At 72.3% G+C, this 13,794-nt stretch carries 12 protein-coding genes and 1 pseudogene; 5 read left to right on the top strand and 8 right to left on the bottom strand.

Going from position 1 to position 13,794, the window contains the following annotated elements; genetic code table 11:
• Positions 1-18 precede the first annotated feature (18 nt).
• The 4 genes from BLQ67_RS07700 to BLQ67_RS07715 all read right to left on the bottom strand — a co-directional run bounded on the left by BLQ67_RS07700 (position 19) and on the right by BLQ67_RS07715 (position 4,019).
• Complete coding sequence (locus BLQ67_RS07700) at positions 19-459, bottom strand: nitroreductase/quinone reductase family protein (protein WP_092503920.1); 441 nt, start codon at positions 457-459, stop codon at positions 19-21.
• Positions 460-654: 195 nt separating this feature from the next.
• On the bottom strand, positions 655-1,980 hold the full coding sequence (locus tag BLQ67_RS07705) for an FtsX-like permease family protein (protein WP_092506840.1): 1,326 nt from the start codon (positions 1,978-1,980) through the stop codon (positions 655-657).
• Positions 1,977-2,828: an ABC transporter ATP-binding protein gene (locus tag BLQ67_RS07710; RefSeq protein WP_092503922.1), complete on the bottom strand. Its 852-nt coding sequence runs from the start codon at positions 2,826-2,828 to the stop codon at positions 1,977-1,979. The genes BLQ67_RS07705 and BLQ67_RS07710 overlap by 4 nt, the downstream gene beginning before the upstream one ends.
• 102 nt (positions 2,829-2,930) lie before the next feature.
• Positions 2,931-4,019: an NYN domain-containing protein gene (locus BLQ67_RS07715; RefSeq protein ID WP_092503924.1), complete on the bottom strand. Its 1,089-nt coding sequence runs from the start codon at positions 4,017-4,019 to the stop codon at positions 2,931-2,933.
• A gap of 182 nt (positions 4,020-4,201) precedes the next feature.
• Here BLQ67_RS07715 and BLQ67_RS07720 point away from each other — a divergent pair, with 182 nt between their 5' ends.
• From BLQ67_RS07720 to BLQ67_RS17010, 4 genes are all read left to right on the top strand, one after another.
• Positions 4,202-5,131 (top strand): DUF2510 domain-containing protein, encoded by a 930-nt coding sequence (locus BLQ67_RS07720; RefSeq protein ID WP_172802271.1) that lies wholly within the window; start codon positions 4,202-4,204, stop codon positions 5,129-5,131.
• 118 nt (positions 5,132-5,249) lie between these two features.
• A complete protein-coding gene (locus tag BLQ67_RS07725) occupies positions 5,250-5,528 on the top strand; it encodes a hypothetical protein (protein ID WP_092503928.1) in 279 nt (92 codons plus the stop codon).
• Between the two features lie 106 nt (positions 5,529-5,634).
• Positions 5,635-6,468 carry an aldo/keto reductase gene (locus BLQ67_RS07730; RefSeq protein ID WP_092503930.1) on the top strand — a complete coding sequence of 278 codons (834 nt, stop codon included), beginning with the start codon at positions 5,635-5,637 and terminating at the stop codon, positions 6,466-6,468.
• Between the two features lie 54 nt (positions 6,469-6,522).
• Positions 6,523-6,615 carry a hypothetical protein gene (locus BLQ67_RS17010; protein WP_331711994.1) on the top strand — a complete coding sequence of 31 codons (93 nt, stop codon included), beginning with the start codon at positions 6,523-6,525 and terminating at the stop codon, positions 6,613-6,615.
• Positions 6,616-7,043: 428 nt separating this feature from the next.
• Here the strand turns inward: BLQ67_RS17010 and dnaB are convergent.
• A pseudogene (gene dnaB / locus BLQ67_RS07740) lies at positions 7,044-8,294 on the bottom strand (replicative DNA helicase); the annotation flags it as partial.
• 368 nt (positions 8,295-8,662) lie between these two features.
• A complete protein-coding gene (locus tag BLQ67_RS07745) occupies positions 8,663-9,253 on the bottom strand; it encodes a TetR/AcrR family transcriptional regulator (RefSeq protein WP_172802272.1) in 591 nt (196 codons plus the stop codon).
• Between the two features lie 116 nt (positions 9,254-9,369).
• Between BLQ67_RS07745 and BLQ67_RS07750 the strand changes: the two genes are divergently transcribed.
• Entirely contained in the window at positions 9,370-11,916 is a 2,547-nt protein-coding gene (locus BLQ67_RS07750) for an MMPL family transporter (RefSeq protein ID WP_092503938.1), read from the top strand.
• A gap of 159 nt (positions 11,917-12,075) precedes the next feature.
• Here BLQ67_RS07750 and BLQ67_RS07755 read toward each other — a convergent pair whose 3' ends face one another.
• Both BLQ67_RS07755 and BLQ67_RS07760 read right to left on the bottom strand, forming a co-directional pair.
• A complete protein-coding gene (locus BLQ67_RS07755) occupies positions 12,076-12,921 on the bottom strand; it encodes an HAD family hydrolase (protein WP_092503940.1) in 846 nt (281 codons plus the stop codon).
• Between the two features lie 141 nt (positions 12,922-13,062).
• Positions 13,063-13,782, bottom strand: a complete 720-nt coding sequence (locus tag BLQ67_RS07760; RefSeq protein WP_092503942.1) for an SDR family oxidoreductase — start codon at positions 13,780-13,782, stop codon at positions 13,063-13,065.
• Positions 13,783-13,794: the final 12 nt, after the last annotated feature.

Consider the following 13,794-nt stretch of genomic DNA (forward strand, 5'->3'; position numbering starts at 1 on the left):
GCCCGCGGGCGACGCGGGTCAGGATGCGTCGGGCTGCTCGACCGGCGTGAGGCGGAAGATCGGGAAGACGCGGCCCTCGGCGGTCGCCTCGTAGCCGGCGAACGACGGCCCGGCCTGCTTGAACGTCTCCCAGACGCGGTCGCGCTCGGCGCCCTCGAGCTCGGTGACCGCCACGCGCACGACGCGGATGGGCTCGCCCAGGTCGCCGGCGACCTCGAGGTCGATCGCGGACGCGCGGCGCAGACCGAAGGTCCACGCCGGGTGCTTCGGCGAACCCGCGGCGCTGGCGACGACGTGCCACGAGCCGTCTTCCTCGAGCGCCATGAGCGGCGTCAGCGCGATGGTGCCGTCCTTCTTGGGGATGTGCAGGAGGCCGAGCGAGCGGCCGAAGTCCACCGGCTCGTGCACCTCGCCCTCGCCCGTGCGGAACGCGTCGATGATCATGTCGTTGAAGGCCATGCTGGGGGCAACGCGGGTTGCGGCTCGTGTGTTCCTGCGCACCTCGCTCCCCTCGGATTCGGAGGATGCGCCAAGGACCGATCCTTGAGGTGCGAGCCCGAAGGGCGAGCCTCGAGAGGATCCCCACCGGAGTCTTCGGCAAGGAACCCTTCGAGGCTCGCCCTTCGGGCTCGCACCTCAGGGAGCGGGTGGGACCTACGCCGTCGCCACGTGCGCCGTCGCCACGCGGCGCAGCAGTGGCCGCGTCGCGAGCAGGCCGACGCCCACGAGCACGACGCCCAGCACCACGACGCCGCCCGTGATCATGACGGTGAGCGGCTGCGTCAGCAGCGCCATGCCGAGCAGCGGCACCACGAGCACGCCCGCGGCGATCGCCGAGACGGCAACCACGAGCAGCAGCGGCGACAGCACCGCCCAGCGGCGCGCCGCATCCATCGTGCCCACGTCCATGCCGCCGTGGTGCAGCGCCCGCGAGAGCGCGCGACCGTCGAGGATCGACGCCGCCTGCTGCAAGCCGACGGTGCAGGCGACGGTGATGAACGAGCCGACGACCGTGATGATGAGGCCCGTGCGGATGTCGTCGGCGAGGAAGAAGTCGCCGCCGGCGCTGCCGAGCAGCGCCGATCCCACGCCGGCGATGACGCCGACGAAGGTCACGAGCGCGACGCCGCCCACCTGCCGCCACGCGGCCTTCGGCGACTCGAGCACGGTGCGAGCCGCGATGAGGCGCGCGGGTGACGACGCGTTCCGCACCTGGATGCGCGCCTGCACGCCCACGATCCACGGGCCGAGCAGGTTGAGCACGAGCATCGCGATGCCGAAGCCAGCGCCGAGGATCGCGATGAGCACGGCGATGCCGAGCGCCTCGCCCAGCGTCGAGAAGCTCGAGAACACCGCGTAGACCACGCCCATGAGGGCGACGGCGACCAGGACGACGGCCCAGTGCACGCGCGCCGGGGCGTCGCGACGGGCGACGCCGAGCGGCGTGACCATGACGCGGCGCATCGACAGCAGCGCGCTCGCCGCGGCGAGCAGCGTGACGGCGACGACGAGGCCGACCGACCAGAGCGGCGGCAGCATCGCGGATGAGCCGAGCGGCTCGCCCGCGAACGGGATGAGCCCGATGAGCGGCGCGGTCGCGAACGCCGCCGAGGCGCCGACGATCGCGCCGACGAGCGCGAGGATCGTCGCCTCGCCGACCGCGAGCGCCAGCACGGTGCCGCTCGTGGCGCCGAGGAGGCGCAGGGCGGCGAGGCGGTCATCGCGGCGGCGTGCGGAGAGGCGCGCGGCCGAGCCGCCGAGCGTCGCGAGCGGCACGGCGAGCAGCGCCAACGCCACGACGGCGAGCATCTGGTAGGTCGCGGCGTCGGAGCCCGACCACGTGAAGAAGGCGCGGGCGCCGCCGAGCACGATGCCGAGCAGCCACGTCGTGACGCCGAACGCGACGACGGGCAGCGCGAGCACGGCCGCGCCCTGCGTCGACGGCCGCAGCAGCATGGGGGCGAGGCGCAGCGAGCTCATGCGCGCACCTGCCACTGCTGCTCGGTCGTGAGCGGCACGCGCGGCTGCTCGACCGTGCCGTACGCGGGATGCGGCGGCGGCACGGCCGTGCCGGGCACGGGCGGCGGGAGGGTGCCGGAAGGCTGGGGCGCTGCGGGTGCGGGCGCGGCGGCGGGCGCATCTGCGGCCCCGACACCCGCATCCACGAGCAGTCCGTCGCGCATCCGCACGACCCGCGAGCAGCGCGCGGCGACCTGCTCGTCGTGCGTCACGAGCACGAGCGTGCGGCCGCGGCCCACGGTCGCCGAGAGCAGCGCCGACATGACCTCGGCGCTCGTGACCGAGTCGAGGGCGCCGGTCGGCTCGTCGGCGAAGACGATGGATGCGCCGGTCACCTGGGCGCGGGCGATGGCGACGCGCTGCGCCTGGCCGCCCGAGAGCTGGCCGATGCGGCGGTCCTCCATGCCGGCGAGGCCGAGCGAGCCGAGCCACATCGCGGCCTCCTGGATCGCCGACGCTCGCGGGGCGCCGACGAGCATGAGCGCGAGCGCCACGTTCTCGACGGCCGTGAGCTCGGGCACGAGCATGCCCTCCTGGAACACGAAGCCGAAGCGCTCGCGCCGCAGCCTCGTGCGCTCCGCATCCGACAGTCGTGCCACGTCGACGACGCCCATGGGCGTCGCGAGGTGCACGGCGCCGACGTCGGGCGTCACGATGCCCGCGAGGGCGTGGAGGAGCGTCGTCTTGCCGGAGCCCGACGCGCCCATGATCGCGACGGCCTCGCCGGGCGCGATGTCGATGTCGACGCCCGCGAGGGCTGTCGTCGGTCCGTAGGTCTTGCGGAGTCCCCGCGCACTGATCGCCTGCATGCTGCAAGCCTCGCCGCGCGGGTGCTGGCGCCGCGTCGGGCGAGCGGACGATCCGAGCGGGCGCCCCTCATCCGCGCGGATGAGGGGCGTGGGCCCGCGGGACTAGTCCTTCGCCGTGAGGCGGATGAGGCGCGCCTGCCCCTCCTCGCGCATCTGCGCGAGCTCCGTGTGCGCCGTGACGAAGTCGGTGAACGAGCGGTACCCGAGGGTCTTCTCGTTGAACGACGGGTCCATGCGCTTCATCTGCGCCTTCACGACGTTGGCGTGCAGCCACTCGTCGTCGTCCTTCGCGTGGCTCACGCGCATGGCACGCTCGAGCAGCGCGGCGGCCGCCTCCTCGGCGTCGCCGATCGGGTCGGCGCCGTCCTCGTCGTCGTCCTCGTCGATGTCGACGATCTCGCGCTCGGCGGGCTTGGATGCGGGCGGAGCCTTCGTCTCGGTCGCGGGTGCCTCGGTGGCGGGCGACTCGGCCGTCGACTCCTCGGCCTTCGGCCGACGGCGCCGGCCGTTCGACTTCGGCTGCTCGCTCGCGGCCCCCGTCTCGCTGGCGCTCTCCGCGGGCGTCGCGGCAGCCTGCGCCGCCTTCGCCTGCTCGGCGAGCTCGGCCTTCGTGGGGATCTCCGGGCGCTCGACGCCCGGCAGCGCGTCGTAGTCGGCGAACTCGTCGCACGCGGCCGCCAGCGACTTCGACGTCGACCCGGCCACGCCGATGCCCACGACGAAGCGGCCGAGGCGCTTGGCCTTCTGCGCCAGCGCGATGTAGTCGGAGTCGCCCGCCACGATCACGACGTGCGTGATGTCGGGCAGGCGGAAGAGGTCCTCCATGACGTCGACCGCGAGGCGGATGTCGGCGCCGTTCTTGATGCCGCGCGTCGTGGGGAACAGCTGCACGAGGTCGACGGCGCGAGCCAGCAGCTGCTGCCGGTAGCCCGCGTTCACCGCGACCGACCAGTCGGCGTACGCCTTCGAGATCACGGGCGTGCCGAACGACGCCGCGTAGTCGAGGATCGCGCCCACGTCGACCGTCGCCTGCTCGACGCGCGTCGCGACCGCATCCGTCGATCCGCGCTGCACCGACTTCACGCGCTGCTGGTGGAACGTGCCCCTGCCGTGCAGCTGGTCGTACCGCGAGATGACGATGTTGTCGAAGTCGATGTAGACGGCGACGCGAGAGTCGGCCGGATCGATCATGGTGCCCCTTTCGGCGGCCCCCAGTCTGGCACCCGTCCCCCTCGCACCGTCGCCGAGTCGCCGTGCGTCGCCGCACCCGCCTGCCTTCAGGCGTGCGGGAGTAGCATCCCGGTCGGGCCGCCGCGCACCCGGTGGCCGTCTCGACGTCGCCGCGTGGCGACGAGCGCATGAGGAGACTCGACGTGAGCAGCACGACCCCCGCAGGCTGGTACCCCGACCCCGAGCGCGAGGGCGCGACCCGCTGGTGGGACGGCACGCAGTGGGCGCCGTCGCAGGAGCCCGCCGCGAGCGACGACCGCTTCAAGCCGAAGGACGAGTCGGATGCGGGTGCCGCAGCCGGCGAGGCCGGCGCCGAGCCGTCGTGGTCGCCCGAGCCCTACGCGGGCCCCGGCACCGCGTGGGACGGCGGATCCACCGCGGGCACGTCGGACGCGTCGTGGAACCCCTCGCCCGCAGCGGGCTCCGCCGAGCCCTCGTGGAACCCGACGCCCGCCTCGACGCCCGAGCCCACGGCATCCGCGCCGTCGTGGCAGCAGCAGGAGACCCCGTCGTGGCAGGCGCAGTCGTCGACGCCGTCGTACGGCGCGCCGCAGGACTTCAGCCAGACCGGCGCGCAGCAGTGGAACTCCTACGCCACCCCGCCGAAGAAGAGCCGCACCGGCCTGTTCGTCGGCATCGGCGCCGGCGTGCTCGTGCTGCTGCTCCTGCTCGTCGGCGGCGGCATCTGGGCCGTGTCGAGCCTCATCGGCGGCGCGACCCAGGTGCAGACCCAGGGCGGCGGCTCCGGTGGCGGCGGCACCGGTGGTGGCGGCGGTGGCGGCACGCAGGGCGTCGGCACGTTCACGGTCACGATCTCGGCGAACGGCCAGTCGTACACCGACATCGAGATCCCGACGTCGGGCCGCTACGTCATCGACGTCATCCCGACGAACGGCGAGGACCCGCGCATCGAGCTGACCGGCAACGGCCAGTCGTACGAGGACGACGACGGCGGCGACGTCACGTGGGCGTCGCGCCTCGACGAGAACCTCTCGGCGGGCACGTACACGCTCATGGTCGAGGAGTACAGCGGCGATCCGCTCGTCGCCGAGGTCACCATCACGCAGTACTGATCCACCGCCACGCGACCCCTGCGCGGCCTCGAGCGACACGCCCGAGGTCGGCCCGCAGGGGTTGCGTCGTCTTGCGATCCTCGGCATCGTGGCCTGCTCGCGATCCGAGAGGAGCACCATGCTCACCCTGACCGAGACCGCCCAGACCGTCATCACCGGCATCGTCGGCCAGTCCGACGCCGCCGAGACCGGAGGCCTCCGCATCAGCGGCGCCGAGGGAGACCAGCTGAACGTGGGCGTCGCTCCTGCGCCCGCCGAGGGCGACCAGGTGCTCGACGCATCCGGCGCCCGCGTCTTCCTCGACGACACGGCCACGACCGCCCTCGCCGACAAGGTGCTCGACGCAGCACCCGACGACCAGGGCCGCGTGACGTTCACGATCGCGCAGCAGGCCTGACGCACGGCTTCGCCACGGGGCGCCGACCATCTGGTCGGCGCCCCGTTCGCATGCGGCGGATGCGCACCCCCTGTCGCGCGGCCGCCGCGCGCGACAGCATGGAGGCATGCTGACGATCCCCACCGTGCCCCTCGCCGACGGCACCGCCTTCCCCGAGCTCGGCTTCGGCACCTACAAGCTCGACGGCGACGAGGGCGTCGCGGCCATCCGCTCGGCGATCGACATCGGCTACCGCCTGCTCGACACGGCTGTGAACTACGGCAACGAGGAGGAGGTCGGCCGCGCGGTGCGCGAGAGCGACGTTCCGCGTGACGAGCTGCTCGTGACGTCGAAGGTGCCGGGCCGCGACCACGGCTTCGACGAGACGCGGCGCAGCGTCGACGGCTCGCTCGAGCGGCTCGGCCTCGACCGCATCGACCTGCACCTCATCCACTGGCCGAACCCGTCGGTCGATCGCTACGTCGACACGTTCCGCGCGCTCGTGTCGCTGCGCGACGAGGGCGTGCTCGGCTCGGTGGGCGTCTCGAACTTCACCGAGGAGATGCTGCTGCGCGTCGCCGACGCCACCGGCGTCATGCCGGCGGTGAACCAGGTCGAGCTGCACCCGTACTTCCCGCAGGCGAACCTGCGCGCGTTCCACGCCGAGCACGGCATCCGCACGGAGTCGTGGAGCCCGCTCGCGCGCCGCAGCGAGCTGCTCACCGAGCGGGTGATCGCCGACGTCGCCGGCACGCACGACGTGACGCCGACGCAGGCGGTGCTGCGCTGGCACACGCAGCTGGGCTCGACGCCCATCCCGAAGTCGTCGAGCGCCGAGCGGCAGCGCGAGAACGCCGACGTGTTCGACTTCACGCTCGACGAGACCGAGCTGCGCGCGATCTCGTCGCTCGCGCGCGGTCGGCTGTGGGATGGCGACCCCGAGCGCCACGAGGAGATGTGACGCCAGCCCGCGGCGGTGAGCCGAGCGCTCGCCGATGCGGGCATCTCGTGCAACGTGATCGCCGGGCTGCGCCACGATCACCTGCTGGTGCCTGCGGGCGCGGCGGCCGCCGCGATGGAGGCGCTGGATCGACTGTCGCGAGGCTGACGCGGGTTCCTCCACCTGTGCCCGGCCACGTGCGCGGTCGCGTCGGACGGGCACGTCACGTGGTCTCGTGACGGCTCCTCGCCTGCGGCTCGGGGCCTCCTCGACCAGCTGTGGGGAGGCGATGACCCGTCGCTTGCGGGCCTGACCGGCCAGCGGCTTCCAGCAGCTGGTCGAGGAGCGCGCGAGCGCAGCGAGCACGCGTCACGAGACCACGCGACTGCCGCTCCCGCCCGGCCCCGTGCGTGGTCGCGTCGGGCGGGCACGTCGCGTGGTCTCGTGACGGCTCCTCGCCTGCGGCTCGGGGCCTCCTCGACCAGCTGCCGGGGGCTAGAAGCCTCCGCCGGCTCCACCCGGCGCGCCGCCGATGCCGGCGGGTGCGCCGGCCGGGGCATCCCGGGCGGGCCGCCGCCGAACGACGACGTGTCCTGCGCCATGTCGACGAAGCGCGACAGGTGTCCCTGGAACGACACGGCGATCGTCGCCGTCGGGCCACCACGGTGCTTGCCGACGATGATGTCGGCCTCGCCGGGGCGGATGTCGGGGGCGTACGCATCCTCGCGGTGCAGCAGGATGACCATGTCGGCGTCCTGCTCGAGCGAGCCGGACTCGCGGAGGTCGGAGACGGCGGGCTTCTTGTCGGCGCGCTGCTCGGGGCCACGGTTCAGCTGCGACAGGGCGATGACCGGCACCTGCAGCTCCTTCGCGAGCAGCTTGAGCGATCGCGAGAACTCCGAGACCTCCTGCTGACGCGACTCGACCTTCTTGCCGCTCGTCATGAGCTGCAGGTAGTCGACCACGACCATGCCGAGGCCGATCTGCTGCTTGAGGCGACGGCACTTCGCGCGGATCTCGACGAGCGTCAGGTTGGGGCTGTCGTCGATGTAGAGCGGCGCGTCGTTGATGCGGCCGCGCACCTGCGCGAGCGTCGTCCAGTCGCGCGACTCGATCGTGCCCTTGCGCATCTTGTGGTGGTGGATGCTCGACTCGGCCGAGAGCAGCTTCATCGCGATCTCGGACTTCGACATCTCGAGCGAGAAGAAGCACGTGGGCACGTCGCCCTTGATCGCGGCGGCGCGCGAGAAGTCGAGCGCGATCGTCGACTTTCCGAAGCCGGGTCGGGCGGCGACGATGATGAGCTGGCCGGGGTGGAAGCCGTTCGTGAGCTCGTCGAGCTGGCGGAACCCCGTGGGCACGCCCGTCATCTGCCCGTCGAGGCCCTTGGCGGCCTCGATCTCCTCGATCGCCGAGACCATGGCGACCGAGAGCGGCACGTAGTCCTCGGACTGCTGGCCGCCGTTGACGGCGTAGACCTCGGCCTGCGCGTTGTTCACGAGGTCGACGACCTCGCCCTCGGCGTTGTAGCCCATCTGCACGATGCGCGTGCCGGCCTCGACGAGGCGGCGCAGCACGGCCTTCTCGGCCACGATCGTCGCGTAGTAGCCGGCGTTCGCGGCGGTCGGCACGACCGACGTGAGGGAGTAGAGGTACTCGATGCCGCCGACGCGCGACAGGTGGCCAGCCTTCTGCAGCTCGTCGGAGACGGCGATGACGTCGGCGGGCTCGCCGTGGGAGTAGAGCGAGAGGATCGCCTCGTACACGTGCTCGTGCTTCGGCATGTAGAAGTCGGGGCCGCGCACGACCTCGATGCAGTCGGCGATGGCGTCCTTCGACAGCATCATGCCGCCCAGCGCGGACTGCTCGGCGAGCACGTCGTGCGGCGGGGTGCGATCGCGTCGATACTCCTCGGTGCCGAGCTCTGCGACGTTCGTCACTGCGCCTCCCGTTGCCCCACGATCCACACGAACCTCGTCACCATAGGAGCACCGCGCGCGCGTCGCCAAGCCCGGCCTGTTGACGACACGCGGTGCGCCTGTGGATGACGTGTGGACAACTGTGGACGGAACCACCCACAGCACATCCCAGCCTGTGGAGAAACCTGTGGTGACTTTCCGGCGGAAGCGCGACTATCGGCCTCTGACCGGCGATTTCCGTTTCCACACCTTGTGTGGGGAAATCCACCTCCAGTCCACGTGGAGACTTGGCGTCCCTACGGGTGGACGGGGATGAGCGAGGTCGAGAGCAGCGTCCAGATCCACGCTGCGGCCTGCGTCGGCGCGGGCCTGGGGCGCATGTGCAGCCATTGCCCGACCGCTGCGATCGCCGCGCCAGACACCGCCGCGACCTCGAGGTCGACGGGCACGTCGTTGGCAGGCACTGCGCCCGACTCGCGGGCGTGCTCGATGCCCTCGCGCACGATGCCGTCGATGCGGTCGCGCATGCGCGCCGTCGCGAGCGCCGAGCCGTGCGGCCCGAGCACGCGGCGGAAGAGGGATGCGTTGGCGCTCGCGTGCTCGAGGAACACCTCGAGCGTGCGCAGGATCTGCTGCTCGTCGGGGGCGACGGCGCCGCTCGCGAGGCCCGTGGCGAGCGAGCGCTCCGCCGCCTCGTCGACCGTCGCATCGATCGCGTCGGCGAGCAGCGTCTCCTTGTCGGCGTAGTGCTGGTAGAAGCTCGAGCGGTGCACGCCGGCGCGGGCGGCGATGTCGGCGACCGAGATCGCGTCGAGCGACTCCTCGCGCGCGAGGGCGAGCAGTGCCTGCTGCAGGCTCTGGCGCGTGCGCGCGATCCGCGGATCCATGCCATGAGTCTGCCATGTCGAATCCGACACGTGTCGCTTTTCCGACAGGTGTCGGTTACGCTCGACTCGGCCCGACGTCGTGCCCCTCGCATCCGCCTCGCCGTCGAAAGGCATCCATGGCACTCCTCCTCGCCCGCCTGGGGCGCTTCGCAGCCCGCCGCGCCTGGGTCGTGATCGTCGCGTGGGTCGTGCTGCTCGGCGGCGGCATCGCCGCGTTCCTCGCCTTCGGCGGCACCCTCGCGACCAACGTCACGATCCCCGGCACGCAGACGCAGGTCGTGGGCGACGAGATCGCCGACGAGCTCGGCGGCCAGAGCACCGGCACCGCCAACGTCGTCTTCTCGACCGACGACGGCTCGGCGTTCACCGACGAGCAGCGCACCGGCATCGCCGACCTGCTCGCCGAGATCGGCGACGTCGACACCGTCGAGACGACCGTCGACCCCTTCGACACGCAGCAGCAGCGCGCCGACCAGGCCGCGCAGCTCGACGCATCCGCTGCCGAGGCCGAGGCGGGCCAGCAGCAGCTGGATGCCGGGCAGGCGCAGCTCGACGCCGGCCAGGCCGAGCTCGACGCGAGCCGCGAGCAGCTCGAGGCAGCGCTCGCGCAGGCGGCAGGCACGCCGGCCGAGGCGCAGCTGCAGCAGCAGGCGGCGCTGCTCGACGCCGGCCAGCAGCAGCTCGACGACCAGCAGGCGCAGCTCGACCAGGGTCAGGCCGACCTCGACGCGGGCGCCGCACAGCTCGAGGCGGGCCGGACCCTGCTCGATGCCGCCGACGCGCTGCAGTTCGTCGCGGCCGACGACAGCGCCGCCATCGGCATCATCCAGTTCTCGACCAGCGCCTACGAGGTGCCGGCGGAGGACAAGGCCGCCATCGTCGAGACCATCGAGGGCGCCGACATCGACGGCGTCACCGTCGACGCCTCCGCCGAGCTCACGACCAACGTCTCCGACCTCGTCGGCCCCGCCGAGATCATCGGCGTCGTCGTCGCCGCGATCGTGCTGCTCGTCATGCTGCGCGCCCTGCTGCCCGCGATGCTGCCGATCGTCGCGTCGCTCATCGGCATCGGCGTCGGCGTCACCACCGCGCTCGCCCTCTCCGGCGTCGTCGAGATGACCTCGATCACGCCCGTGCTCGGCGTCATGCTGGGCCTCGCGGTGGGCATCGACTACACGCTGTTCATCGTCAACAGGCACCGTACGCAGCTGCGGCGCGGCCTCGACGTGCGCGAATCGATCGCGCTGGCCAACGGCACCTCCGGCACCGCCGTCGTGTTCGCGGGCTCGACCGTCGTCATCGCGCTGCTCGCGCTCAACGTCACGGGCATCGGCTTCCTCGGCGTCATGGGATCCGTCGGCGCATGGTGCGTCGCCGTGGCCGTGCTCATCGCCGTGTCCCTCACGCCGGCGGCGCTGTCCCTCATCGGCATGAAGGTGCTCACGCGCAAGGAGCGCGCCGCAGCGCAGGCCGCCCAGTCGGCGCCCGTCGCGGCCGAGCATCCGAAGCCCATGCGCTCGGGCCTCGCCGTGCTGCGCGTCGCCCTCGCGATCGCGGCGCTCGCCGTCATCGCCATCCCGGCGCTGTCGATGCGCCTCGGCCTGCCCGACGGCTCGGCCGAGCCGCAGGACTCGACGCAGTACGCCGCCTACCAGACGACCGCCGAGGAGTTCGGCGAGGGCCTCAACGGTCCGCTCGTCGTGTCGGCGCGCCTGGATGCGCCCATGGCCGACGACGAGGTCGTGGTCTGGCAGGCCGACGTCGCCGAGCAGCTGCTCGGCGTGGCCGACGTCGAGGCCGTCGCGCCCGTGGGCGTCGGCGAGGACGACGACTTCCTCGTCTTCCAGCTCATGCCCGCCGAGGGTCCCGCGAGCGTCTCGACCGAGCAGCTCGTGCACGCGCTGCGCGACCTCACGCCCATCGACGGCGTCGAGTCCTACGGCGTCGCGGGCACGGCGAGCGGCAACATCGACCTGTCCGAGACGATCGGCGACGCGCTGCCCACGTACGTGGCCATCGTCATCGGCCTGTCGTTCCTCATCCTGCTCGTCGTGTTCCGCTCGATCCTCGTGCCGCTCGTCGCGACCGCAGGGTTCGCGCTCTCGCTCTTCGCGGCGCTGGGCGCCGTGACGGCCGTCTACCAGTGGGGCTGGCTCGGCGACCTGTTCGGCGTGCACGACCCCGGCCCCGTGCTGAGCTTCGCGCCCGTCGTCATCACGGGCGTGCTGTTCGGCCTCGCGATGGACTACCAGCTGTTCCTCGTGTCGGGCATGCGCGAGGCGTTCGTGCACGGATCGCGGGCGAAGGAGGCGGTCGTGGCGGGCCTGCGGAACGGCGCACCCGTCGTCACGGCGGCGGCGATCATCATGATCTCCGTCTTCGGCGGCTTCGTGTTCTCGCACATGTCGATGGTGCGACCCTTCGGCTTCGGCCTCGCGATCGGCGTGCTCTTCGACGCGTTCGTCGTGCGCATGGTGCTCATCCCCGCGGCGATGCACCTGCTGGGTCGGTCGGCGTGGTGGATCCCCCGCTGGCTCGACCGCATCCTGCCGAACGTCGACGTGGAGGGCTCGAGCCTCGAGCGCGACGCCGGCCGGCGGGCGCACCCGACGACCGCGGAGCTCGCGGCGGCGGAGGTGCGCTCGGCACCCGCGAAGGACTGACGGATGCGCGAAGGGCCCCGACCTGTGAGGTCGGGGCCCTTCGTCGCGTCCGGGGCTCGCTTCGTGTTGCGTTTTGCAGGCGATCCGGGGTGGCGGAGGGAAGATACCCCTCTGACCCCCCTGATCGCCTGCAAAACGCAACCGACAGAGGTCTGCGCGTCAGCGCGCGAGCAGCCGCTCGATCGCGTCGACGACGCCGTGCTCGCGGTTCGAACGGGCCGTGTGGCGGGCGCGGGCGCGCACCGTCGGGTGCGCGTTCGCCATCGCGAACGAGTGCTCGGCCGCATCCATCATCTGCAGGTCGTTGAGGTAGTCGCCGAACACCGCCGTCTGCGCGGGCGTGATGCCGAGGCGCTCCTGCAGCGCGCGCACCGCGACGCCCTTGTCGATCGAGCGGGACATGATGTCGACCCAGCGCTCGCTCGACACGACGATCTGGTGGGTCGCCGAGAACGCGGCGAGGCCCGCGGCGACGGCGACGGGGTCGTGGAAGTCGATGACGGCGAGCTTGAGGATGTCGTCGTCGTGCTCGAGCAGGTCGTCGACGACCTCGATGGCCGCGAAGTACTGGCCGGCAGCCTCGAGGAATCGCTCGTCGGCGCGCTCCACGACGGCGCCGCGCTTGCCGCACAGCACGATGCCGAGGTCGGCGCCGTCGGCGGCGAGCTGGCGCAGCGTGCGCACGATCGCGGCCGCGCCATCCCGCTCGATCGTCACCGACGACAGCTCCTCGCCGTCCTGCATCACGATCGAGCCGTTCTCGGCGATGACGCACATGCCGTCGATCGCCTGCTCGAACAGGCTGTGCAGCGACGCGTACTGGCGTCCGCTCGCCGGGGCGAAGACGATGCCGCGCTCGCGCAGCCGCTCGAGCTGGCCCCAGAGCCGGTCGGGCACGGTGCCGTGCTCGTCGAGCAGCGTGCCGTCCATGTCGCTCACGATGAGCCGGATGTCGGCGTCGTCGAACGGGTGGGCGACGGTCGGGATGGACTCGGTGGTCGTCATGCGCAGGTGCTCCTGGATGCGGTCGATGGGCGCGAGGCCCGCGGATGCGCATGCACCGTTGCAGCGGCGAGGTCTGCATCCATGGTCCCATGTCGCGCGTGACCGCGGGCTGCGAGGCCATCGCCCCGCAGCCCGAGCGCGTCAGGCGAACGCGGCGAGCAGCTGCGCGTAGCGCGCGGTGGGCTCGAGCGCGAGGCTCGCCTTCGCGACCTTGGCGGGCTCGTCGGCGAGCACCTCGGCGTCGCCGCGCTCGAGGCCGTCGAGGGCCGCGGTCACGACCTGCGAGACCGGGATGCGGTCGCCGGGGAGGCTCCTCGACATGTCGGTGTCCACGAGGCCCATGTGCAGCGCGACGACCTGGGTGCCCTGCTCGGCGAGCTCGTTGCGGAGCCCGTCGGTGAGGCTCCATGCGGCCGCCTTCGAGACGCCGTAGGTGGTGCCGCCGGGGAACGCGACCCACGACGATGCCGACAGCACGTTGAGGATCGCGCCGCCGCCTGCCGCGGCGAGCGTCGGCGCGAACGCGCGCGCCATGTGCAGCGGGCCGAACGCGTTGGTCTCGAGCTGGCTGCGGATGTCGGCGAGGTCGCCGGTGACGAGCGGCACGGGCGCTGCGATGCCGGCGTTGTTGACGACGAGGGTCGCGTCGGTCGCGAGCGCGGCGACGGCGGCGACCTGGTCGGGATCGGTGACGTCGAGCGTCACGGGCACGACGCGCGGGTCGTCGACGGCGATGGCGGATGCGTCGCGAGCGCCGGCGTAGACCGTGGTGGCGCCGCGCTCGAGCAGCTGGCGGACGAACTCTGCGCCGATGCCCCGGTTGGCTCCGGTGACGACGGCGACGGACTCTCGGATCTGCACGATGGACCTTTC

The sequence above is a fragment of the Agrococcus jejuensis genome (assembly GCF_900099705.1).
In the GTDB taxonomy this organism is placed as follows: domain Bacteria; phylum Actinomycetota; class Actinomycetes; order Actinomycetales; family Microbacteriaceae; genus Agrococcus; species Agrococcus jejuensis.

What these genes read in the sequence shown, in the direction of transcription:
- BLQ67_RS07700 (WP_092503920.1), bottom strand. Translation starts at nt 459, where the DNA reads ATGGCCTTCAACGACATGATCATCGACGCGTTCCGCACGGGCGAGGGC.
- BLQ67_RS07705 (WP_092506840.1), bottom strand. Translation starts at nt 1,980, where the DNA reads ATGAGCTCGCTGCGCCTCGCCCCCATGCTGCTGCGGCCGTCGACGCAG.
- BLQ67_RS07710 (WP_092503922.1), bottom strand. Translation starts at nt 2,828, where the DNA reads ATGCAGGCGATCAGTGCGCGGGGACTCCGCAAGACCTACGGACCGACG.
- BLQ67_RS07715 (WP_092503924.1), bottom strand. Translation starts at nt 4,019, where the DNA reads ATGATCGATCCGGCCGACTCTCGCGTCGCCGTCTACATCGACTTCGAC.
- BLQ67_RS07725 (WP_092503928.1), top strand. Translation starts at nt 5,250, where the DNA reads ATGCTCACCCTGACCGAGACCGCCCAGACCGTCATCACCGGCATCGTC.
- BLQ67_RS07730 (WP_092503930.1), top strand. Translation starts at nt 5,635, where the DNA reads ATGCTGACGATCCCCACCGTGCCCCTCGCCGACGGCACCGCCTTCCCC.
- BLQ67_RS07745 (WP_172802272.1), bottom strand. Translation starts at nt 9,253, where the DNA reads ATGGATCCGCGGATCGCGCGCACGCGCCAGAGCCTGCAGCAGGCACTG.
- BLQ67_RS07750 (WP_092503938.1), top strand. Translation starts at nt 9,370, where the DNA reads ATGGCACTCCTCCTCGCCCGCCTGGGGCGCTTCGCAGCCCGCCGCGCC.
- BLQ67_RS07755 (WP_092503940.1), bottom strand. Translation starts at nt 12,921, where the DNA reads ATGACGACCACCGAGTCCATCCCGACCGTCGCCCACCCGTTCGACGAC.